At 28.9% G+C, this 23,045-nt stretch carries 25 protein-coding genes and 1 pseudogene; all 26 read right to left on the bottom strand.

What is annotated here, in order from left to right:
• Nucleotides 1-2: 2 nt before the first annotated feature.
• Nucleotides 3-686 carry a response regulator transcription factor gene (locus RH95_RS00490; RefSeq protein ID WP_010242202.1) on the bottom strand — a complete coding sequence of 228 codons (684 nt, stop codon included), beginning with the start codon at nt 684-686 and terminating at the stop codon, nt 3-5.
• 66 nt (nt 687-752) lie between these two features.
• Complete coding sequence (gene guaB, locus RH95_RS00485) at nt 753-2,198, bottom strand: IMP dehydrogenase (protein ID WP_010242200.1); 1,446 nt, start codon at nt 2,196-2,198, stop codon at nt 753-755.
• A 27-nt stretch (nt 2,199-2,225) separates the two neighbouring features.
• Nucleotides 2,226-3,167, bottom strand: coding sequence for a CdaR family protein (locus tag RH95_RS00480; RefSeq protein ID WP_010242197.1), 942 nt, complete (start codon nt 3,165-3,167; stop codon nt 2,226-2,228).
• Nucleotides 3,148-3,978 (bottom strand): diadenylate cyclase CdaA, encoded by an 831-nt coding sequence (gene cdaA / locus RH95_RS00475; protein WP_010242195.1) that lies wholly within the window; start codon nt 3,976-3,978, stop codon nt 3,148-3,150. Before cdaA ends, RH95_RS00480 begins: the two co-directional genes overlap by 20 nt.
• Nucleotide 3,979: 1 nt before the next feature.
• Complete coding sequence (locus tag RH95_RS00470) at nt 3,980-4,540, bottom strand: DUF5317 domain-containing protein (protein ID WP_010242193.1); 561 nt, start codon at nt 4,538-4,540, stop codon at nt 3,980-3,982.
• Between the two features lie 114 nt (nt 4,541-4,654).
• Nucleotides 4,655-6,771 (bottom strand): annotated as a pseudogene (locus RH95_RS00465) (bifunctional 4-hydroxy-3-methylbut-2-enyl diphosphate reductase/30S ribosomal protein S1).
• Complete coding sequence (locus RH95_RS00460; RefSeq protein WP_010242186.1) at nt 6,756-7,343, bottom strand: lysophospholipid acyltransferase family protein; 588 nt, start codon at nt 7,341-7,343, stop codon at nt 6,756-6,758. Before RH95_RS00460 ends, RH95_RS00465 begins: the two are co-directional and overlap by 16 nt.
• 6 nt (nt 7,344-7,349) lie before the next feature.
• Nucleotides 7,350-7,970: a (d)CMP kinase gene (cmk, locus tag RH95_RS00455; RefSeq protein ID WP_010242184.1), complete on the bottom strand. Its 621-nt coding sequence runs from the start codon at nt 7,968-7,970 to the stop codon at nt 7,350-7,352.
• A gap of 84 nt (nt 7,971-8,054) precedes the next feature.
• The gene (locus RH95_RS00450) at nt 8,055-9,245 is read right to left on the bottom strand and encodes a BaiN/RdsA family NAD(P)/FAD-dependent oxidoreductase (RefSeq protein WP_010242181.1); all 1,191 of its coding nucleotides are present in this window, start codon (nt 9,243-9,245) and stop codon (nt 8,055-8,057) included.
• Nucleotides 9,246-9,249: 4 nt separating this feature from the next.
• The gene (mnmM, locus tag RH95_RS00445; protein ID WP_010242178.1) at nt 9,250-9,795 is read right to left on the bottom strand and encodes a tRNA 5-(aminomethyl)-2-thiouridylate-methyltransferase MnmM; all 546 of its coding nucleotides are present in this window, start codon (nt 9,793-9,795) and stop codon (nt 9,250-9,252) included.
• Nucleotides 9,792-10,499 (bottom strand): pseudouridine synthase, encoded by a 708-nt coding sequence (locus RH95_RS00440; protein WP_010242176.1) that lies wholly within the window; start codon nt 10,497-10,499, stop codon nt 9,792-9,794. Before RH95_RS00440 ends, mnmM begins: the two co-directional genes overlap by 4 nt.
• Nucleotides 10,496-11,041 carry an SMC-Scp complex subunit ScpB gene (gene scpB, locus RH95_RS00435; protein ID WP_010242174.1) on the bottom strand — a complete coding sequence of 182 codons (546 nt, stop codon included), beginning with the start codon at nt 11,039-11,041 and terminating at the stop codon, nt 10,496-10,498. Before scpB ends, RH95_RS00440 begins: the two co-directional genes overlap by 4 nt.
• Complete coding sequence (locus tag RH95_RS00430; RefSeq protein WP_010242172.1) at nt 10,992-11,738, bottom strand: segregation and condensation protein A; 747 nt, start codon at nt 11,736-11,738, stop codon at nt 10,992-10,994. The genes scpB and RH95_RS00430 overlap by 50 nt, the downstream gene beginning before the upstream one ends.
• Nucleotides 11,717-12,349, bottom strand: coding sequence for a site-2 protease family protein (locus RH95_RS00425; protein WP_010242170.1), 633 nt, complete (start codon nt 12,347-12,349; stop codon nt 11,717-11,719). The genes RH95_RS00430 and RH95_RS00425 overlap by 22 nt, the downstream gene beginning before the upstream one ends.
• 1 nt (nt 12,350) lies before the next feature.
• Nucleotides 12,351-13,652, bottom strand: a complete 1,302-nt coding sequence (locus RH95_RS00420; RefSeq protein WP_010242169.1) for a pyrimidine-nucleoside phosphorylase — start codon at nt 13,650-13,652, stop codon at nt 12,351-12,353.
• Nucleotides 13,649-14,452 (bottom strand): purine-nucleoside phosphorylase, encoded by an 804-nt coding sequence (locus tag RH95_RS00415; protein ID WP_010242168.1) that lies wholly within the window; start codon nt 14,450-14,452, stop codon nt 13,649-13,651. Before RH95_RS00415 ends, RH95_RS00420 begins: the two co-directional genes overlap by 4 nt.
• Complete coding sequence (locus RH95_RS00410) at nt 14,445-14,990, bottom strand: NUDIX hydrolase (protein ID WP_010242167.1); 546 nt, start codon at nt 14,988-14,990, stop codon at nt 14,445-14,447. Before RH95_RS00410 ends, RH95_RS00415 begins: the two co-directional genes overlap by 8 nt.
• Nucleotides 14,991-16,652 carry a DNA repair protein RecN gene (recN, locus tag RH95_RS00405; RefSeq protein WP_010242166.1) on the bottom strand — a complete coding sequence of 554 codons (1,662 nt, stop codon included), beginning with the start codon at nt 16,650-16,652 and terminating at the stop codon, nt 14,991-14,993.
• Nucleotides 16,653-16,659: 7 nt separating this feature from the next.
• The gene (locus RH95_RS00400; protein WP_010242165.1) at nt 16,660-17,460 is read right to left on the bottom strand and encodes a TlyA family RNA methyltransferase; all 801 of its coding nucleotides are present in this window, start codon (nt 17,458-17,460) and stop codon (nt 16,660-16,662) included.
• Nucleotides 17,460-18,317: a polyprenyl synthetase family protein gene (locus RH95_RS00395; RefSeq protein WP_010242164.1), complete on the bottom strand. Its 858-nt coding sequence runs from the start codon at nt 18,315-18,317 to the stop codon at nt 17,460-17,462. The genes RH95_RS00400 and RH95_RS00395 overlap by 1 nt, the downstream gene beginning before the upstream one ends.
• A complete protein-coding gene (gene xseB / locus RH95_RS00390; protein ID WP_010242163.1) occupies nt 18,301-18,525 on the bottom strand; it encodes an exodeoxyribonuclease VII small subunit in 225 nt (74 codons plus the stop codon). Before xseB ends, RH95_RS00395 begins: the two co-directional genes overlap by 17 nt.
• On the bottom strand, nt 18,526-19,977 hold the full coding sequence (xseA, locus tag RH95_RS00385) for an exodeoxyribonuclease VII large subunit (RefSeq protein ID WP_010242161.1): 1,452 nt from the start codon (nt 19,975-19,977) through the stop codon (nt 18,526-18,528).
• A 1-nt stretch (nt 19,978) separates the two neighbouring features.
• On the bottom strand, nt 19,979-20,377 hold the full coding sequence (nusB, locus tag RH95_RS00380) for a transcription antitermination factor NusB (protein WP_010242159.1): 399 nt from the start codon (nt 20,375-20,377) through the stop codon (nt 19,979-19,981).
• The gene (locus RH95_RS00375) at nt 20,374-20,760 is read right to left on the bottom strand and encodes an Asp23/Gls24 family envelope stress response protein (RefSeq protein WP_010242157.1); all 387 of its coding nucleotides are present in this window, start codon (nt 20,758-20,760) and stop codon (nt 20,374-20,376) included. The genes nusB and RH95_RS00375 overlap by 4 nt, the downstream gene beginning before the upstream one ends.
• A 274-nt stretch (nt 20,761-21,034) precedes the next feature.
• Nucleotides 21,035-21,403: a transposase gene (locus RH95_RS09730; RefSeq protein WP_010242155.1), complete on the bottom strand. Its 369-nt coding sequence runs from the start codon at nt 21,401-21,403 to the stop codon at nt 21,035-21,037.
• Nucleotides 21,404-22,178: 775 nt separating this feature from the next.
• Complete coding sequence (locus tag RH95_RS00360; protein ID WP_010242151.1) at nt 22,179-22,895, bottom strand: hypothetical protein; 717 nt, start codon at nt 22,893-22,895, stop codon at nt 22,179-22,181.
• Nucleotides 22,896-23,045: the final 150 nt, after the last annotated feature.

The following is a 23,045-nucleotide window of genomic DNA, read 5'->3' as shown; positions in this document are numbered from 1 at the left end:
TCTTATTTCCATCTATATCCTGTTCCCCAAACTGTTTCAATATAATCTGGCTTTGCTGTATTACCTTCTATTTTTGATCTGAGTCTTCTAATATTTACATCAACTATTTTCGAATCCCCCAAGAACTCATCGCCCCAAACAAGTTTTAAAATTTCATCTCTTGTCATTGCTTTGCCTGGATTAGTCATAAAAATTTTTATTATTTGATACTCTGTTGGTGTTAGTTCAAGTTCTTCATTATCTTTATAAAATTTCCTTGAATAAGAATCAATTTTAAAAGGTGGATCTATTATTAGATTTCCTTCTTTTTCTTCTTCCGGTTCAAGTCTTCTCTCGATTGATTTTATTCTAAGCGTAAGCTCTGTTGGATTAAAAGGTTTTGTAAGATAATCATCTGTTCCATATTGTAAACCCATTATCTTGTCATAATCTTCTGCTTTAGCAGTAAGCATTATAATTCCAAGAGATGGAAACTCTCCTCTTAAAGCTTTGCAAACTTCAAAACCATCAATTCCAGGAAGCATTATGTCTAAAACTACAATATCAGGTTTTTCACTTCTTGCAATATCTATTCCTTCTTCTCCACTTCCAGCTTCAAAAATTATGTATCCTTCTCTTTCTAAATTTATTTTTACAAATTTTCTTATCGATTCTTCATCTTCAACTAGTAACACTTTAGTTTTCAAAATATCACCTCTCAATGTTAATTATAAATAAAATCCACTTCAAATTCAATTGAAGTGGATTTATCATTAATAATAATTTGGAGCTTCTCTTGTAATTGTTATATTGTGAGGATGTGACTCTGTAAGTGAGGCTTGAGTAATCTTAACATATTTTGCAGTAGCTCTTAATGTTTCTAAATCCTTGGACCCAAGATAACCCATAGCGGATTTTACTCCTCCAACAAGTTGGAATACAATGTCCCCAACAAAACCTTTATATGGCACCCTACCTTCTACTCCTTCAGGTACATATTTAGTAGTTCCACTTTGGAAATATCTATCAGATGAACCTGCACTCATAGCACCAAGAGAACCCATTCCTCTATACGCCTTAAATCTTCTTCCTTCAACAAAAATTTCTTCTCCAGGAGATTCATCAGTTCCTGCAAAAAGTGAGCCCATCATAACAACATTTCCTCCAGCTGCAAGTGCCTTTGCAACATCACCAGAGAATTTAATGCCCCCGTCTGCAATAATTGGCACTCCATATTTTTGAGCAGCTCTATAAGCTTCCATAATTGCAGTAATTTGTGGAACACCAATACCTGTTACAACTCTTGTAGTACAAATTGAACCAGGTCCAATACCAATTTTTACACAATCAGCACCAGCCTTAATTAAATCTTCTGTGCCTTCATAAGTTGCAACATTTCCTGCAATCAATTGAATATCAGGAAAAGCATCTTTAATATTTTTTATTGTATTTAGAACATTTTTTGATTGACCATGTGCTGTATCAATTACAAAAACATCAGCCTTTGCCTTTACAAGAGCTTCGATCCTATCAAGTACATCCTTTGTTGCACCAACTGCTGCTCCAGCAAGAAGTCTTCCAGAATTATCTCTAGCAGAATTAGGATACTGTTCATGTTTTTCAATATCTTTAATTGTAATAAGACCTTTTAATACATTATCTCTATCTACTAATGGCAGTTTTTCTATTTTATATCTTTTCAAAATTTTAAGAGCTTCATCGAGGGAAATATCAGGAGAACCTGTTATTAATTTTTCAGAAGTCATTACTTCACTTATTCTCTTAGAAAGATCAGTTTCAAACCTAATATCTCTATTAGTTATAATACCTTCTAAAACTCCCTTTTCAGTTACCACAGGAACACCGCTAATTCTATATCTTTCCATGAGTTCTGAAGCATCCTTAATTGAGTGATCTTTAGTTAAGGAAAATGGATCAGTGATAACTCCATGTTCTGATCTTTTAACTCTATCAACCTCAAGAGCCTGATCTTCTATGGACATATTCTTGTGAATAATACCAATACCACCTTCCCTAGCCATAGCTATTGACATTCTGTGCTCTGTAACTGTATCCATGCCTGCAGACATTAAAGGTATGTTTAACTTAATCTTTTCTGTTAAATTTGTAGACAAATCAACTTCGTTAGGCAAAATTTCTGATTTTGCTGGCACAAGTAAAATATCATCAAATGTTAATCCTTCTCCAAAAAATTCCATATTACCTCCTGATTTTTAAATACACTATTATTCATTAGTTCTTTCTTTTTCTTTTAACTTAAAAATTGTATTTTCATCGACTAATGTAACCCTATCTGGCAAATTTAATTTAACTTCATATACACCACTTTTTATATTGTTGAAATTAATAGGCTTAGTTTCAATAAAGTCTATAGATTCAATCACATCAGAATTTCCTCTAATTGTAACAGAAGATGGCTCAATTGAAAAGTCATTTGGCACAATATTTTCTATTGTTTTTTCATTATATACTACCTTAATAGGAACAGTCTTGCTTTTTAAAATTGGAATATTTACTTTTATATTGCTAGGATCTATTTTAACGCCCTGAACAACCTTCCCATCATCATCATATGCTAAAACTTCAACATCTAAAGTAGAAGACTCTGTAATATCGGAAATATCAATATGAGATTCAACATTACTTATCTTGTTCAAAATTGTACTTGGTCCTGAAACACTAACATTAAAATCTCTATCAATATCCCCCACAGATAACCCTTTTAAAGGTTTATTTTTTATAATTACATTTGCTTTCATATCCTCTTTAATTAATTTATCAATTCTAAAGGGAATTCTTCTAGGTGAAGTATTAGTAACAGTTATACCTAAATCCACATAAGAAACATTTACAGGTACAGAATGCTCTCCTTCTTTAAGTCTACTTAAATCAACTTTTGCCACAATACCATCTTTAGTCACATTTCTCATATAAGAATTATATCCTTGAAGCTTTACATCAACTGTTGCTTCCTTTGGCGATATAACCACTAAATTATTTTCTTTTAAATCAGAAAGACCTTCATAAGTAACTTCAACATTTTTAAAATTAGTTGAAGTAATAAAATTTGCTTCTTCTTTTACATATGACCACAATATAATTGCAAAAATAAGAGATGTAATTTTCATAATGATATTTTTATCATCTTTAAAATTTATCTTTTTCATTTTTACCTCCAAATTTTTTCAAAATTTGTTTCTCTTTATATTCTGGACTATATATTTCAAGGAGTTTTGCTTCAAGAGTTTCTATATCTAAATATCTAGAAAGCACTCCATTTTCAGCAGTCGATATTGTTCCATTTTCTTCTGAAACCATTATACTTAAAGAATCTGCTCTTTCAGAAATTCCAATACCTGCTCTATGTCTAGTTCCAAGTTCCTTAGATATTTTTTGATTATCTGATAAAGGTAAGAAACAAGCCGCTGCTTTTATTTTAGATCCTTTAATTACAACGGCACCATCGTGAAGTGGGGTGTTTGGTATAAAAATATTTATAAGAAGTCCACTGCTTACATTTCCATTTATTTCTGTTCCAGTTTCAATTATTTCATTTAATCCAACTTCATTTTCAATAATGATAAGTGCACCTATTTTTTGTCTAGCAAGAGATGCCACAGCAGAAATAATTTCCTCAACTGTTTCAGGAACATTTTCTTTATTTTGATTAAAACTATTTTTAATATTTGATGTGAGTCCTAAATATTGAAGTCCTCTTCTAATTTCAGGTTGAAACAAAACAATTATAGCTACAATGCCGTCATTTATAAAACGGGCAAAAATCCAATTAACCGTATAAAGTTGAAAGAATTGAGAAATTTTTATAAATAATAAAATTAAAAGTATTCCCTTAAAAACTTGTTCTGCTCTAGTATTTCTTATTAACTTTAAAATGTAATAAATTAAAACTGTAACTATTAGTATGTCAACAACATCTCTAAAATTTATAACATTAAGTAAATTCCCAAAATTTTCCAATCTATGCACCTCTCTTCTTTGCTATAATTATAACTCCCCAAATTAATCCCAACGATATAATAATATCACCAATACTTACAACTGTTGAACTTCCTATTAACTTATAGAAAGGAATAATATCTGATAAAAAATAAAATTTAGGATTTTCAAAAATTCCATGACTTAAACTTTTATTATTTAATAAAATATAAATTACTCTTTTATTTTGTGTCTTAATAAGAGCATTTAAACTCACAGGCATTTTTCCATTTGCTATAACAGGAATTATGTTTAAAAATGTTCCAACACCACTTAATAAAAGACCCTTATTATAGAAATTAGATAAAAAAGAAACCCCAATAAGAGAAATAGAAACAATATGGAAAATCATAAAATTTTTTATAAAAAAATCTGTAATCTTTCCAAAATCTTTTTCTGTTATAAAATTTATAAATAACATTAAAAAAATTCCAAGAAAAGCCCAAAATATATTATTAAACTTAAAATTTATTAAATTATTTAAATTTTTATCTTTTATAAAAAATAAAATAATTGCAGCAATAATGCCTGTTTCCAAAATCATTTTACCACCATAATTTATAATATCACAAATAATTTACATTGACATTAAAATTATAAAATTGTAATAAAAAAAGATCCAAACCTAAGTCTGAATCTTTTCCTATTTAATTTTTAATTATTCTTCTGTATCTTCTTCAGATTCTTCTTTTTCTTCGCTATATGAAATTTCTTTTTCATCTGCGATAATTTCAGAATCTAAATTTGCATCAGAAAAATTAAGTCCTAGCATTTCTCCAATAGTCATGTTAAAGTCATCTTGTTTAGGTTCTTCGATTCTCTTTTCTCTTTTTGGAGCTTTTCTTTCTCTTCTAGGTTTTCTTTCTTTTGGTTTAGATTCTTCTTTTTCTTTTTCTTCAGGTTCAATAAGAGCCTTTATAGAAAGAGAAATCTTTTGGTTTTCTTCATCAATATCAGTTACTTTAACTGTAACTTCTTCGCCAATAGAAAGTTTATCTTGTGGTTTTTCAACATGTTCTCTTGAAATTTGAGAAACGTGAAGAAGACCATCTACACCTTGTTCAAGTCTTACAAAAGCACCAAAGTCAAGAAGATTTACAACTTTACCTTTAACAACATCTCCAACTTTAACTTCTTTAGTAAATACATCCCATGGTTTTTCCATAGTTTGTTTTAGTCCAAGTGCAATTCTGTTTTTTCTTTATCAACATTAAGAACTTGTACATTAACTACATCTCCAGGTGATACTACATCTTGTGGATGTTTTACTCTATTCCAAGAAAGTTCAGAAATGTGGATAAGGCCATCTACGCCTCCAACATCTACAAACGCACCAAAATTAGTAAGTCTTTGTACAGTTCCTTCAATTACATCTCCTTCGTGAAGATTTTCATATACTTCATCACGTACTCTATCTAACTCTTCTTGAAGTACATTTTTTCTTGAAAGAACAATTCTTTTCTTTCTTTTATCAAAATCAATTATTTCAGTTTCAAATTCTTCACCAATGAATTTGCTCAAATCTTTTTGGAATCTAACAGAAACATGAGAAGCTGGAATAAAAGCATTTAACCCATTGTAATCTGCAGTAAGCCCACCTTTAACTTGATTTTTAACAGTTACAGTTACAGTTATATTTTCTTTGTTGTTATAAAGTTCTTCAACTTCATCCCAAACTTTCATATCTGCAACTCTCTTTGTTGAAAGGACTACATTGCCATCTCCATCATCCATCTTTAGAACATAAACTTCAATTTCTTGTCCTTGTTCATAAAGATCTTGAGGATTTACATCAGGTCCTCCTGCAAGTTCATCTTTTGAAATGATACCATCTGATCTATATCCAAGATTCACCATTACCTCTGAATCAGTTATATATAAAACTTCTCCAGTTACTACTTCGCCCTTTCTAATTCTTTTAAAAGAATTATCAATGGCTTCCATCATCTCACCTTTGTCAAAATTTTCCATCCTACTAACAGCCTCCTTGATTACCGAATCCGGTGTGGATGCTCCGGCGGTAATACCTATTTTATTAAATTTTTTAAATATATTTAAATCAATATCATTGATTGACTCAATTAAAAATACATTTTTACAATTTAATTTTGCAATTTCTGCAAGCTTTTTTGTATTAGAACTTTTTTTTCCACCAAGTACAATTATGGCGTCAACTTTTTTTGATAAATTTCTAACACTTTCTTGTCTTTTGAAAGTTGCATTACATATAGTATTATAAACTAAAACTTCATCTTTGGAAATATCTTTTATAACATTTATTGCATTTTCAAAAAAATCTACATTGCTTGTAGTTTGTGAAACCACTACAATTTTTCCATCTGGAATCTTAATATCTTTTAAGCTAGATATTATTGTCGCAGAATCATTGCATCTGGAATTAATTCCTATTACTTCAGGGTGTCTATTATTCCCAATAATTACTATATTATAACCTTTTTCGTAAAAATTATCTACTATATTATAAATATTTTCAACTTTCGGACATACACAATTTATAATTTCATTATTTCTTTTTTTTAAATCATCTAAAATATTTTTGTGAACTCCATGGCTCCTTATTATAACTTTAGAATTTTCAATATTTGTGTCATCAATTTCTTCTACACCTTTTCTTTGTAATTCATCTACAACAAATTCATTGTGTACCAAATCTCCATAAGAGTAAACGCCTTTATCTGCATTATCAAAAGCCATCTTTACGGCTCTTTTCACTCCACCACAAAATCCATATACATCAGCTACAATAATTTCCATTTTACTTCTTCACCATATACTATTCTCATAACATCTTGAGAGATGTTTTCTAGATCTTCATTTGAATATTTTATTTCTTTATTTATCTTTACAGGTTCTCTAAAATAGATTTTATTCTTTCTAAATAATTTATAGTTACCTTCAATAAAAACAGGTAAAATCTCTGAATCAGTTTTTTGTGCAATAAGTGCCACTCCTGATTTTACTCTATTATAATCAATTTCTTTAACTCTTGCTGCCTCTGGAAATATTCCAAGAACTTTTTCACTTTTTAAAATTCTAAGAGCTTTTTTCACTGCCTTCAAGTCATTATTTCCTCTGTCAACTGGAAATGTTCCAAGTTTTGTGAAAAATGCGGCAGATAACTTATTGTTAAAAAGTTCTTTTTTTGCCATCCAACAAATTTGTCTTTCAAAAACAGCGGATATTGCAACGGGATCTAAATTGCTTTTATGATTTGCACATATTATAAGTCTTTTCTTTTCAGCAGGTATATTTTCTTCTCCAATAACTTCAATTCTATAAAAAATTTTCACAAAGACGCTAACAATAACTTTTACAAAATTATACAATATAAATCACCTTTTTATATAACTTAAAATTTTATCAATTGTTTCTTCAGCATCCATATTAGTGCTGTCAATTAATATAGCATCGTCCATCTTTATAAGTGGAGAGTTTTCTCTGTGACTATCGTTATAATCTCTTTTTTTGAGATCTTCTAATATTTCATCAAAATTATCTTTTCCACTATCAATCTGTTTAAATCTTCTCATGGCACGAGTCTTAACATCAGCTGTCAAAAAAAATTTATATTCTGCATCAGGAAGAACTACTGAACCTATATCTCTTCCTTCCATAACCACATCTTCTTCCTTTGCAATTTCTCTTTGCATCTTAACTAAATAATCTCTTATAATCTTTTTCTTTGAAAACTCTGACGTCTTGTTGGATATTTCATTTTCTCTAATCTTTTCCGAAACATCCTCTCCATCTAAATAAACTTTATCATCTTTAAAACTTACCTCTGTTTTTTTTAAAACATCTTCAAAATCTTTTTCATTAATATTTAAGAGTTTAAGAGTAATTGCACGATACATTGCACCAGTATCTACATATAGAATCTCAAGTCTATTTGCAACTTCTCTTGCCAAAGAACTCTTGCCTGATCCTGCTGGACCATCTATTGCAATTTTCATTTTTTACCTCCAAAAAAAATCACTACCATCGTAGTGATTAGTATAATTATATTTTAATTTCTCTAATAAGTAAAGCTAAAGGAATTACAAATTAATCCCACAATTATATCCTGTAGAGTTTGCAATTTGAATATTAAAGCCACCTGTAAGTGCATCAACATCTAATACTTCGCCAATAAAATACAATCCAGAAACTTTTTTGGATTCCATTGTCTTTGGATCAATTTCATCTATACTAACTCCACCACTAGTTATTATTGCCCTATTTATATCATCCAAAGAATCAAATAAAAGTTTAAAATTTTTAATACTCTTAATTAAAATATCTCTTTCCTCTTTTGTAATTTGATTTACTTTTTTATCTCCCCTAATATTAGCATAATTTAAAATATAAAAGATTAAATCTTGTGGAAGAAGTAATTTCAAAACATTTTCTATATTTTTATTTTGATTATTATTAAAATCTCTAAGAATCCTGTTGTCAAGTTTTTCATAAGTCAAAGCTGGCTTTAAATCAAGATACATTTGAAAATCGCTTAATCTATTAATTTTACTAGACGTAGTTAAAACAATTGGTCCGCTAATTCCTTTATGAGTAAAAATCATTTCACCAAATTCACTTGAAATTATTTTTTTATTTTTCATAATCTTTAATTCTACATTTTTTAAGCTTAATCCTGCTAACTCAAAATTATTTAAAAGATTTATCCCTATAAGTCCAGGCTTTAAATCAATAACTTTGTGCCCAAAATTTCTAGCAAATTTATATCCATCTCCTGTTGAACCTGTTAACTTATAAGAAATACCACCAGTTGCAATTACTACTTTATCAAACTTATCTTTATCATTTAAAATAAAAAAGTTTCCTTCCTTTTTTATACTTTTTATTTCTGTATTGAGTTTTATATTTACATTATTTTCCCTAAGCTTTTTTTCATAAATTTTTATAACATCAGAAGATTTGTCGCTCTTGGGAAAAACTCTGTTTCCCCTTTCTACCTTTAGTCTAAGACCCTCTTCTTCAAAATAATAATAAGTCATAAAAGGTGAAAAAGTGTAAATTGATGAATACATAAAACTTTTATTTCCTACTACATTTTTTAAGACTTCGTTTTCATCAGTATAATTTGTGAGATTACATCTACCCTTACCTGTTATAAAAAGTTTTTTCCCTAGTTTTTCATTTTTTTCAAATAAAAATACTTCATGATTCTCTGCTGCCTTTATAGCACACATCATGCCAGCAGGTCCTGCTCCAATTATTGCAATTCTCATTTTTTCACCTTTTTTCGATTAAATAAACTATTGGCGGGTTGTGCTTTTGATTGTAAAATTCTCTTTTTTCAACTCTAAAAATTCTTTGATCAAGCTCTTTTAAAAATTCATCCACAGCAACTCTTTCTTCAAAAGAATTTTCATGGCCCAAATAGGACACCACAATAATAATTCCGCCTTTATTTAAAATTTTTGTAGATTTTTCTAGCGAAATAATCGTAGATTCTTTTAAAGTAGTAATTTTTTTATCAGAACCTGGAAGAAAACCCAAGTTGTAAATAATTAAATCTGCTGCACCAATTTTATCTATATGTTCGTGACTTTCTAAAAAAAGTTTATAATTATTAAAATCCTTTAATAAAACCCTCGTCTTTTCTATTGCATCTTCTTGAACATCAAATCCATAGACAAAACCATTCTCACCTACAACTTTTAAAAGTTTTAAAGTATCGTTTCCTTTTCCAATTGTAGCATCTACTGCAACTTTACCTAAAAAATTATGAGATAGCACTTCATCTACTATCTCAAAATATTTTTCTTTAACAATCATTTTAATCCCTTTAAATATTTTATCTCTTTCTCACTCAGATATCTATAATTTCCAACATCAAGATTTAAAAGTTCAATCTCTCCCATAGAAATCCTCTTTAGTTTCTTTACTTTGTGACCTATATAGTCAAACATTCTCTTGATTTGATGATTTTGACCTTCAAAAATTTCAATTTCTATAATAGAATCTTGTTTAAAACTTTTTAGGATTTTTACATTTGCAGGAGAAGTTTTTAAATCTCTAATATCAAGACCTTCTCTTAAAATTGAAAGTTCTCTTGCATTAGGAGTTCCCTCTACTGTGGCGATATACTTTTTACCAATTTTATATTTTGGATGCATCAAAATATTGGCAAGTTCTCCATCATTAGTTAAAAATACTAAACCAGTAGTATCAATATCAAGTCTTCCAACTGGATAAACTCTATAATCATCAGGAACAAGATCTGTAACAGTTTTTCTATCTTTTTCATCACTAGCACTTGTTACAACTCCTATTGGCTTATTTAAAATAATATAAATTTTTTTATTTTCAAGAGTTAGCCTTTTTCCATTTAAATAAACTCTATCTACATTGGGATCAATTTTTGTACCAAGCTCTGTAACAATTTTATCATTTACCTTTACTAAACCAGATTTTATAAACTCTTCACACTTTCTTCTAGATGCAGCTCCACAGTGAGCCATATATTTCTGTAATCTCAATTAGATTCCTCCTCTAATCCTTTTAAATCAGGCAACTCCTCTAAACTTTTCATTCCAAATTTTTGCAAAAATTTATCTGTGGTACTGTACAAATTTGGATGGCCGATTCTATCTAATTTCCCAGAAACTTCAATTAAATTAAAATCAAGAAGTCCCTTTATTGTACTATCACAATTTACCCCTCTTAATTCCTCAACTTCTATTTTCGTTACAGGCTGTTTGTATGCAATTATAGAAAGAGTTTCAAGAGCCGGTTTAGATAAATTTTTTTCATTTTTTTCTTTAATTAAATTTTTTAGATAGGGTTCATTTTCCTGTTTAGTTCCTATTTGAAATTTTCCATCAATTTCTCTAAGTCGAAGACCTGATGTATCACATTTATAATTTTCTTTCATTTCTAAAAGAATTTCTCTAGTATAGTCTTTTTTAAGTTCAAGAGTATTTGCAATATCTTCTAAGCTTATAGGATCTCCCCAAATAAAAAGTATGGATTCAATTATTGATTTTAACCTGTTCTTGTCCATTGTATTTTCGTTTTTCAATTAATATATCACCAAAATTATCCCTTTGATTTGCAATTACAAATTCATTTTTAATAAGTTCAAGCATTCCCAAAAAATAAGTTATAACATCTACCTTATATACAATATCTATCAATAATTCACTAAATTTTAGCTTTTCATTTTTAATAATTTCTTGCTTTATTTTTCTAGAGGCATCTTCAACTTTAAAGTATTCTCTATCAATATCTACTATTTCCTTATCTTTATACTTTTTTAAAATATTAAAAAAGGCTAGAGAAAGTTTATCCACACTAGATTCCTTCAAAAAATCCATTTCATTCATAGAAAATATTTCTGTTTTTAACTTGTAAAAAGATTTTGACTCATAATCCTCTTGAATTTTTAAAATTTCAGAGGCTTCTTTATATTTTTTATACTCCAACAAACTTTCTACTAAATCTTTTCTAGGATCCTCTTCGTCTTTATCTTCATTACTTAATTTTTTTGTTTTAGGTAGAAGCATCTTTGATTTTATCTCAAGAAGAGTTGACGCCATCAATATAAAATCTGAAGTTAAAGTTAAATTTAACTTTTTCATATTTTCGATATATCTTAAAAATTCTTCAGTAATAGTAAAAATTGGAATATCATATATATCTATCTCGTTTTCTTTAATTAAATCTAAAAGAAGATCCATAGGACCTTCATAAGTTTTTAAAACAATATTGTATTCCATAATTTAATTCCCAAAGAAAAAATCCAATTTATAATATTTACAATTATTGGTTCTATAAATTTATTTACTGCACCAGAAAAAATCATAATGACAAGTACAAAATAAAAGTATTTCTCGTATTTATAAAATTTCATTTCTAAGCTTTCTGGCAAAAGTGTAGCCAAAACTTTTGAACCATCAAGAGGAGGTAATGGCACGAGATTAAACACTCCAAGCATCACATTATACCAGAAAATTGAAGAAAATAATGATATTAGATTTGAAGATTTATATTCTAAATAAACTAAAATAATTCCTGAGATAATTCCCAGTATAAAATTTGTAAAAACTCCTGCAAGAGATACTAAAAGAGAATCTACTTTTCTATTTCCTTTAAATCTATTAGGATTAATTGGGACAGCTTTAGCCCACCCAAATTTAAAAATAATCATAGAAATTAAACCCACAGGGTCAATATGATTTAGTGGGTTTAAACTAAGTCTTCCATCGTCTTTTGCAGTTGTATCTCCACACAAATAGGCAACATAACCATGAGCAATTTCATGTGGTATAATCGCTATTAAAAGTGCAACTATATTAATTGCAATTGATGCAATATCTAAATTATTCATCTCAATCAATCTCTTCTATAATTAATTTATAATCTTGCCTTTTATCGGAAAAAGAATAAGCTTTTGTAATCTTTTCTATTACACCTTCTACTTCATTTTCTTTTTCAGTGTAGATTGTGGCAATTTTTTCTCCCTTTTCTACAAAATCTCCAACTTTTTTGTGCAGATAAACTCCTGCATTTAAATCCAAGACATCATCTTTTTTATGTCTGCCTGCACCTAAATCTCTTGAAGCTATTCCTATTTCAATTGCCTCAATTGATTTCACATAACCAGATTCTTTTGAATAAATATCTTTTATTATGCTCGACCTTTTAAACTTATTTGTATCATCTATATAGGTCGCATCTCCACCTTGTAGAGTTACCATTTCTTTAAATTTTTCTATTGCAGAACCATCTCTAATTTTTTCTTCTAAAATAGACATGGCTTCTTTTTCACTGCTTACCATATTTTCCATTATCATAAATTTTGATGCAATTTTAAATGAAATTTCTTTTAAATGCCTTGAACCATTTCCCTTTAAAACATTTATAGCTTCTATCACTTCAAGACTATTACCCACAGCATCTCCAAGAGGTTCGTTCATACTCGTTATCATAGCTTTGGTTTTTCTTCCAAATTTTTTCCCAAGGCTTACCATTAACTTTGAAAGATTAACTGCAGACTCTACATCTTTCATAAAAGCACCGTTTCCAACTTTTACATCAAGAACTAAGGCATCTGTTCCAAGTGCTATTTTTTTTGAAAGAATGGAAGATGCAATTAAGCTAACATTATCTACTGTTGCAGTTGCATCTCTAAGTGAATACAAAAGTTTATCAGCTGGAACAATATTTTCACTTTGACCTATAACCGCAATATTGGATTTGTTTAGAATTTTAATAAAATTTTCGCTATCTATATTTATATTAAATCCTGGAATGGATTCAAGTTTGTCAAGGGTTCCTCCTGTGTGACCAAGTCCTCGTCCACTCATTTTGGCAAATATAAATCCAACAGATGCGAGAAGAGGTCCCAATATAAGTGTAACTGTATCACCAACTCCACCAGTTGAATGTTTATCAACTTTTATACCTGAAACCTCTGATAAATCAATTACATTTCCTGATTTAATCATAGCCCTTGTAAGATAATAAGTTTCATCTAAATTTAATTTATTAAAATAAATGGCCATCAAAAACGCAGAAACTTGATAGTCTGGAATCTTTCCATTTACATAATTTTTTATAAAATAATTTATTTCTTCTTCTGTTAAGATTCTATTTTCTTTTTTCTTTTGTATGATATCTAAAAATTTCATACAATCTCCTCAATTATTTTATCTAATAGTTCCTTAAATTTTTCAGAAACTTCTTTCCCAACTTCCATAACTTCTTTATGGTCAAGTGGCTTGTCCAAAATTCCTGTTGCCATATTTGTCATTGTAGAAATGCCTAGAATCTTAAGACCTCTGTGCCTTGCAGCAATTACTTCTGGAACTGTACTCATACCAACAGCATCAGCACCAAGCACGCCTGCCATTCTAACTTCTGCTGCAGTTTCATAACTTGGTCCTGTAAAATACATATAGACACCTTCTCTAATATTAATATTTAATTTTTTTGCACTTTTCTTTGCAACTTCAATTAAATCTCTGTCATATAAATTTGTCATGTCTAAAAATCTTGGACCAAGATTGTCATCATTTGGACCTATAAGTGGATTTTTACCCATTAAATTTATATGATCAGTTATTACCATAAGATCTGCTGGGTTAAAATCTTTATTAACAGCACCAGCTGCATTTGTTACAATTAAAGTTTTTATTCCAAGAGAAGCCATTACATTTATTGGGTAAACGACATCAGAAATATCATATCCTTCGTAATAATGAATTCTACCTTTCATTATACAAATATTTTTAGAATGAATTTTCCCAAAAACTAATTTCCCATCATGACCTTTTACAGTTGAAACTGGAAAGCCTGGAATATCTTTGTAATAAATTTCAATTTGGTCTTCTACTGAATCCGCAAAATCTCCTAAGCCCGACCCTAGAATAATTCCAATCTCAGGCGTATCTTTTATTTTTTCCTTAATATAATTTATTGATTTATCCATTTTTTCTCCTAAAACTATTGTAATATAAAATCCCAGCAACTGATTTTGAATCAATAATTTCTCCAAGACTAATTAACTTTATAGCTTCATCAAATTTTATTTTTTCAACTGAAAGATTTTCAAATTCATCTAAATCTTGTTCACCCAAAATTAAATCTTCAGCATAAAAAATAAATATTTTTTCATTTGTAAAACCTGGAGAAGAATAAGTTTCCAATAAATATTCTGATTTCTTTGCGTCAAAACCAGTTTCTTCTTTCAATTCACGAAGAGCTGCTTTTTGAGGTTCCTCTCCAAAATCAATCATACCTGCTGGAATTTCGTAAATTTCTTTGTCTATAGCTTTTCTATATTGCTTAATCAAAATAATTTCATCATCTTGAGTTATTGCAACAATCCCAACAGAAGAAGTCCTTTCTACAATTTCTCTTTTTGTGTACTTCTGACCTTCCATCTCAACTGTATCAACTCTAAGTTTTAGAACTTTTCCATCAAAAATTTTTGTCGACTTCATAGTTCTCTCTTCATAATTTTGCATTTAATCACCAATCATTTCTTTTGCTGTTTCTATTGCAACTTCGCTTAAATTCATTCCACCAATTAATCTTGCCACTTCTTCTACTCTCTTATCATAGCTTAATTTATCTATTGTAGATATTGTACTATTGTTTACAAAATCTTTTTTTATTGCAAAGTGAGTATCCGCAAGTGCCACAATTTGTGGCAAGTGAGAAATTACTATTACTTGCCTATCTTTTGCCAGTTCTTTTATCTTGTTACCAACAATTTGTGCCGTCTTTCCACTTATACCTGTATCAATTTCATCAAAAACAAGAGTTGGAATATTATCTTTTTCTGCAATAATACTCTTAAAACCAAGCATTATTCTGCTCATTTCACCACCAGATGCAACCTTTGCTAAGGGCATTAAATCTTGGCCGAGGTTTGGAGCAATTAAAAATTCTATACTGTCTACTCCATTTGCACTAAGACTTTTTTCATTTATTTCTATTTTAAATTTTGCATCTCTTATATTTAAATTATTTATTTCATCTTCTACTCTTTTTTCCAAAATTTTCGCAGTGGCTTTTCTATTTTTACTAATTTTTCTAGCAATTGTCAAAGCTTCTTCTTCTAGCGATTTAATCTTTCCAGAAAGTTTATTTAAATTATCCTCATAATTCTTTAAAAAAGAAAGTCTATTACTTATATCTTCGTAAAAAGAATTAATTTTAGAAACATTATTTCCATATTTTAACTTTAAGTTATTTACTAAATCAATTCTCTCTTTTAAATAAACGAGTTTCTCCTCGTCTACTTCAGAAGAGTTAATATATCTATCTAAATCAGAGGCAATATCAGAAAGTCTGAATCTTATATCTTCTAAATCTTCTTCTTTTTCTTTTAAATCCTTATTGTATTTTGTAACATCTACAATATTTGCTATAATTTTATCTAAAATATCTTCCACAGAGTTATTTTCATATCCCTCATTGATAAGAGATTTAGATTCAGATAATTTTATTATTGTGTCTGTCATATTATTTAAAATATTAAAATCATCATAAAGTTCTTCATTGTCATAATCACTTAAACCAGCATCTTCAATTTCATTAATTTGATATTCTAAAAGATCTATTTCTCTATCTTTATTTTTTTCAAGCATAGATTTTTCTTCATATTCTTTTTTTAAGTCATTAATATTGGAAACAATCTCTTTTAATTTTAAAATAAGAATTTTGTGATCCCTTCCAGAAAAATCATCAATTAAGTTCATCTGATTTTTATTGTTCATAAGTGCAGTTGACTCGTGTTGTGCAAAAATATCTATCAAATGAGTGGAAATTTTTGATAAAATTTGAGATGTAACAGTCCTATTGTTTATCCTAGTTATGGAAGGCCCCTTTTCTTTAATTTCTTTGGATATTATAATTAAATCTCCCGTTTCAATTCCATATTCTTTGAGAAATTCTTTAGTTTCTTCATCGTATGAACTAAATACTGCCTCTATAAAGGCTCTGTCCTTTCCTTTTTTTATTACATCTTTGTTAACTCTTTGACCGAGAACAAGTCCAAGAGAATCTATGATAATTGACTTACCAGAACCAGTTTCACCTGTCAGAACATTTAAACCACTTTCAAACTCAATCTTCATATTTTCAATTATTGCAAAATTTTCTATATTTAACTCCAAAAGCATATTTCACCTATTCACTTAAATTTTTATAAGTATTTTCTACAATTTTCTTAGAATCAAAATTACTTGAAACTCTACTTTCCTTTGATAAATAAATTAAAAACTCAATATTTCCACTTGTTCCCTTTATAGGAGAATTTGTTATTGCGATAATATTAAAATTTAAATCTCTTGCAAGATTTATTATTTTATCTATAACTTCAATATGTACTTTTTCATCTCTAACAATACCGCCCTTTCCAACTTTTCCCTTGCCAGCTTCAAATTGTGGTTTTATTAGTGCAACAATTTTTCCTTCCCTACTTAAAATCTCTTTGGCAACAGGAAGAACAAGTTCAAGAGAAATAAAAGAAACGTCAATAGAAATAAAATCCACATCTTCTAAAATTAAATCGGTATCAAAATACCTAATATTCGTTCTTTCAAGAGATACAACTCTATCATCAGTCCTCAATTTATAATCAAGTTGATTATATCCAACATCAATGGCATAAACTTTTTTTGCTCCATATTTTAGCATACACTCAGTAAATCCACCAGTAGAAGCACCAATGTCGACACAAACAGAATCTCTCAAATCAATATCATAATCTTTTATCATTTTTTCAAGCTTGTGCCCGCCTCTTGAAACAAAAGTATTTTCAATTCCCTTTATATAAATTTTTACATCTTCTTTTAATTGTTCCCCTGGCTTTGCAACTCGATTAGTTCCAATAAAAACTTTTCCTTCCATTATAAGTCTTTTGGCTTTTTCTCTAGAATCTATTAAACCTTTTTCAACTAACAATACATCTGCTCTTTTTTTTGCCATTAATTGCTCCTATTTATTAATTTTGCAACAAAATTTTTTAGTAAATTTTCTTTTAATAAAAGACTATCAATTGTTTCATACCCCGAATTTGTAAGTTCAATAATTTCTTCTCTAAGTTCATCTTTATTTTTAAACATCAACATATTGACTTCACCACTATCTGGGTCTTTATCTTCATCTAAAAGATCATCCTCAAGTTGATATGCAACACCAATAGATTCAGCAAACTTGGAAAGTTTTGTTATAACATCGGCTGGTGCTTTGGCAATTATCGCACCAGAAACAACAGACGCTTTTATTAAATCTGCTGTCTTTAACTTATACATTGATTCGCAGATTTCCTCGCTATAACAAGACACATCAAAATCTATATCAATAGCTTGTCCACCAATCATTCCTCCAACTCCAGTTGCATTATAAATATATTTCATTGCCTTAACTGCAAATTTTAAATCTTCAGGATCTTCAATAGTTTCAATATGTCTTAGTAAAACTTCCATGGACATATTCAAAAGACCATCTCCTGCTAAAATTGCAATTCCTTCAGAATAAACCTTGTGATTAGTTGGCTTTCCTCTTCTAAAATTATCATCGTCCATAGCTGGAAGGTCATCATGGATGAGTGAATAAGTGTGTATCATCTCAATTGCAGCAGCAAAGGGAAGAACTTTTTTTATATCCTCATCAGAAAATTCACAAAACGTTATTAGGCATAAAAGAGGTCTAATTCTCTTTCCCCCAGAAAATAATGAATACTTCATAGAATCAATAACCTTTCTTTGTGCACTATCTGTATACTCAAGAAGGGAACTCAAATAGGCATTGAATTTTTCTAATAAACTATCTATATTTTCCATCTTTATCGTCCTCTAAAAAATCAGAATTTTCTTCTGCAATAGTTTTTATCTTGCCTTCATAAGCCTTCAAAGTTTTATTTAAATATTTATAAAGCTCAATTCCCTCTTCATATTTTTTTATGGAATCTTCCAGACTAATGTCCTTAGACTCAAGTTCCCTTATAATTTTTTCAAGCTCTCTAAAAGAACTTTCATAATCTTTATCCATCTAATCCCTCATTTTCACATCAAAAATCTTAGATTTTATATTTCCATCTTTTAATCTTAAGGAAATAATATCCCCAATATTTACATCTTTAATGGATTCTAATTTCTTTCCATCATGTGTAATTATCTCAATCTTATTTATTTTATCAAAAGCAGAGCCTAATCTTATATTTAAATATTCTAATTTTCTTTTTTCCAACAAAATTTTATTTTTCAAATCATAAGACTCTAAAAATTTACCAAATTTATTAAGATTTGAAACTTTTTCATCAATAAATAAATTAAAATAATAGTTTAAAAATTTATTTTGAAGGTCTAAATTATTAAAATATCTATCTAATTTTCTATTTGAATTTAATTCAATATTTTTAAGTCTATATCCAAAACTATCCAATTCTCTAGATTTATTTAATTTAAAATTTGTCAGATAAAACTTACTTTTGCTTAAATAACTTCTATTATCTTCCAAAATTTTTTTCATAGAATTGTTTAACAAATTTTCATAATAAATAAGTTCACGAGTCATAGAATTAATTTTATAAACTTGATTTTTAATGGAAATACTTTTGTAGAGATTAAATAATTTTAGTTTTTCCAAATCAACTTTTCTCTCGATTAAATTATTTAATGAGTTTTTCTTATTTAAAAGCTCCCCAAAAATCTCATCTTCACTTGTTGTAGCAAGTTCAGCTGCATTAGTCGGTGTCGCCGCTCTAAGATCACTTACAAAATCACAAATAGTGTAATCAATTTCATGCCCAACAGCAGAAATAATTGGAATATTAGAATTAAAAATTTCTCTTGCAAGACTTTCGTCATTAAAAACAAAGAGATCCTCAAAACTACCTCCACCTCTTGCAATAATAATGGTGTCAACATTTTGGGACTCATTAAAATATTTTATACCCTTAATTAAATTTTCACTTGCCATATTACCTTGCACAAAGCTTGGAAATACATAAATATCACAAATTCTATTTCTCTTTCTAAAAAGATTAATGACATCCTTTATAGCAGCACCACTTGTCGATGTAATAAGTCCAATTGAACCAGGAAACTTTTTGATTTTCTTTTTATGGGAAAGATCAAAAAGGCCTTCCCTTTCAAGTTCATCTTTTAGATCTAAAAACTTTTGATACAAATTTCCCTTTCCATCAAGTTCAATTTCACTGACATATAGAAAAATTCTGCCACTTCTATCATAATAAGTAACAGTTCCCTTTGCCATGATACTTGCCCCATCAAATAGTTTTACATTGACATCTTTAGCACTTATCATGGCATCAATTCTTGAAAAATTATCCTTTAACGAAAAATAAATATTTCCATTAGAATGAATATTTAAATTAGTAACTTCACCAGTTATACTAATATCTCTTAAAATATAATCCATGGAAACTAGCTTTTTGATGTAATTATTTAATTCACTTACATTAAAAGCATTGCTCTTCAAATCAAAAACTCCTGTAAATACTTCCTAAAATCCCATTTATAAACTTGGGAGAATCATCAGATCCATAAATTCTCGCAATCTCAACAGCTTCATTAATAGAAACTTCAGGAGGTATATCATCTTTATATAAAAACTCATAGACGGCAATGCGCAGAATCTGTCTATCAACTTTAGCAAGCCTTTGAATAGTCCATCCCTTTAAATTCTTTTCAATAGTACTATCAACTACATCCATTTTGTCCAAAATATCAGGGACAACTCTATTTATATAATCGACTTCATCTCCTAGAAATAAATTATTTTCCATAAATAAATTTAGACTTTCAATAGAAAAGTCATCATTTATATCCATAGAGAATAAAGCTTGCATAGCGCCTATTCTTGCTTTCTTTCTGCTCATTTCACAATCGTCTTTTCAGAATCTTTTACAGCAATTCCACTTATATGAACATTTACTTCTACAACATCAAAATCAGTCATATTTTCAATAGCTTCCTTGACTTGTTCTTGAACTTTTTCAGAAACTTCTACAATTTTAATTCCATACTCAATAGTAATATAAACATCTACAATAGTTTCTTTTTCGCCAATATTAACCTTCACACCTCTAGCAAAATTTTTTGTATTTAAAATATCACTCATTTGAGATTTAAAATTAGTAGAAACTTTTACAACACCGTCAACACTTTCAGCTGCAACAGAAGCAACTGTAGCGATAACATCTTCAGAAATTTTTACCTTTCCTTCAGCTTCATTACCATTAACAAGATATTTATTATCCACTGTTCCACCTCCAAATTAACTAAAATAATTATACCAAAAACCATTTATATTATCAATTTATTGGATTTTCGCAAAATCCTAAAGTCTTTGAAATAAAAAATAATTTAAAGATTGCAAAATAAATTTTTAAAATAATTTTTACTGCAAAACCTGCCAATAAAAGTCAAGCTTAACCTGAAATTAATTTTAGGTTATTTGATTCTTTGAGTAATTAAATTAGTGCATGGCAAACAAACCGAACGTAATCAACTTATCTTTAATGCTTTTCTAAATGTTATGCTACTTTTAATTCTCTATTCTTAATTTTTAACTTCATGACTCTTGTATAGTATACTCTTAGGAATTTGTTTAATCCTGCAAATGTGCAAACTTTTTTCGTTTTTCCTTCTCTTTCTTTTTTTATCATGTACTTATATATTTCGTTTTCTTCGTCCTTCGCACTCATCATACATTTCATTGCCTGGTAGCCTACATTTCTTAGCATTGAGTTTCCTCTTTTGGTTATTTTTATCTGATCTGCTTTAAAGTTTCCTGATTCATAGGGTGTGGAGTCTATTCCTACAAAGGATATTAGAATTTTTTTGTTTTTAAATTTTGATAGGTTTCCAAATTCTGCTACTATTGGTACTGCTAGTTTGCTCAATATGCCTAAGAATTTTTTTACTTTTTTGATATTCTTCTAAGGTCTCGGATATTTCTATCATTCGTGTTAAAATTCTATTTAGAATCCGATTTATTTGTTTTATCAGTTCTATTCCTTCTCTGATATTCGTTTGTCATTTTTACTTCTTCTTTTAATTTTTCTAGTTTCTCTAAAAATTCCTTTACTTTGGTTTTATTTAGATATATATCAAAGGGCCTCCAAATTATTTTACTTTCTTATTCTAATGCACAGGCTGTAAACTTTTCTTTTGATATGTCTATACATATTGATATTATATTTTTCCTTCTTTCTTTTTATTTTGTAGTTTCTACCTGAACCATTACACTCTTTTTTAGCTCGTGACACGGACATTTTGTCCAACCTACTTAACCGAATATGAATAACGAAGACATAGTCGACAGCTTTTATCATGGATATTTTAACCTTAAAACAGACTTATCTTACTACTACTTCTTCATTATACAAAAATAGTGTAAGATAGGAATCATTTCCTATCTTACACTATTTTGGGTACTAAAAAGCACCTACCATTTTGTAATATAGTTGTCGAAATTCATTATTTAACTTTTTAATTTTTTAATAACCAATAATCCAATTAGAACAGTTAACCAATAACAAACCTCAGCTAAAAATATCATTAATAACATTTCTTTTGTATGAGTCTTATTTATATCATATTTCAAAAAATAAAAAACACCCATAATAAAAAGTCCAATGATATTATACATTAAGGCTCTTAAGAGCGCATTTTTCATTAATGATATCCCCTTTTACTCCAATGTAAACTCGTAATATATTCTCCGTCAGTGGTATAAAAATCTCCATAGAATCTTGTGTAATGTTTTCCTGTTCTATAAGGACTTGAATATACATCTACACTTGCTCGAACATTCAATGGCATAATACTACCTGCCCCTAGTAATCCAGCAGAAGTAGCTGCCGCTACAAATTCCCCCCCAAGCGAAATCCCGACCTCAGGGGCTATTGCAAAGACTCCAGCTAATATAGATCCTACTACAAGAGCTGTAGCTTTTTTCCCAGTTAGATTTATCGTATATTCTTCGTGTCTTAAAAATTTCCCACGATCATTGGAATAAGTAACAAATACATCATGTGTCTCTTCATCAGATTCTGTTAGTTCTAAAATTTGATCAAACCTATAGCTTTCTGAGTTTATAAGCTCTTGATCTGAATTCCTATTTTCAAAGTAAACAATACCAACTGATCTATCGACAGTTGTAATCTGAGTTTCTATTAATACTCCTTCATCAGTAAAAAAATTAGAAGTAGTTTTGATTTTATCTCCTCTAGATATCAAATCTTCTTCAACTTTATATTTTTTTCCATTTTCTACAAAAGTTGCCTCACTATGTTTAACATAATCTGAATACTCAGAGGCTTGAGCATAGCATGGAGACAAAATTGTAGCTACCATTACAAATGACATCAATAAACTTACTATTTTTTTCATTCAACTCTCCTTTCTTTTTTGTTGGTATTGGTTATCAATTTCATTCTAATGCTTCAAGCATTTATTTGTCAATATCTCTCTAAAATTTATCAAAGTCTTCTTGTGTTGCTACTTCCTTGTATTTATATTCATCATTATTTTTTTCTGTAA

It is taken from the genome of Peptoniphilus rhinitidis 1-13, assembly GCF_000246925.1.
GTDB lineage: Bacteria > Bacillota > Clostridia > Tissierellales > Peptoniphilaceae > Peptoniphilus_A > Peptoniphilus_A lacydonensis.
This window is presented reverse-complemented; position numbering and strand designations above follow the sequence as displayed.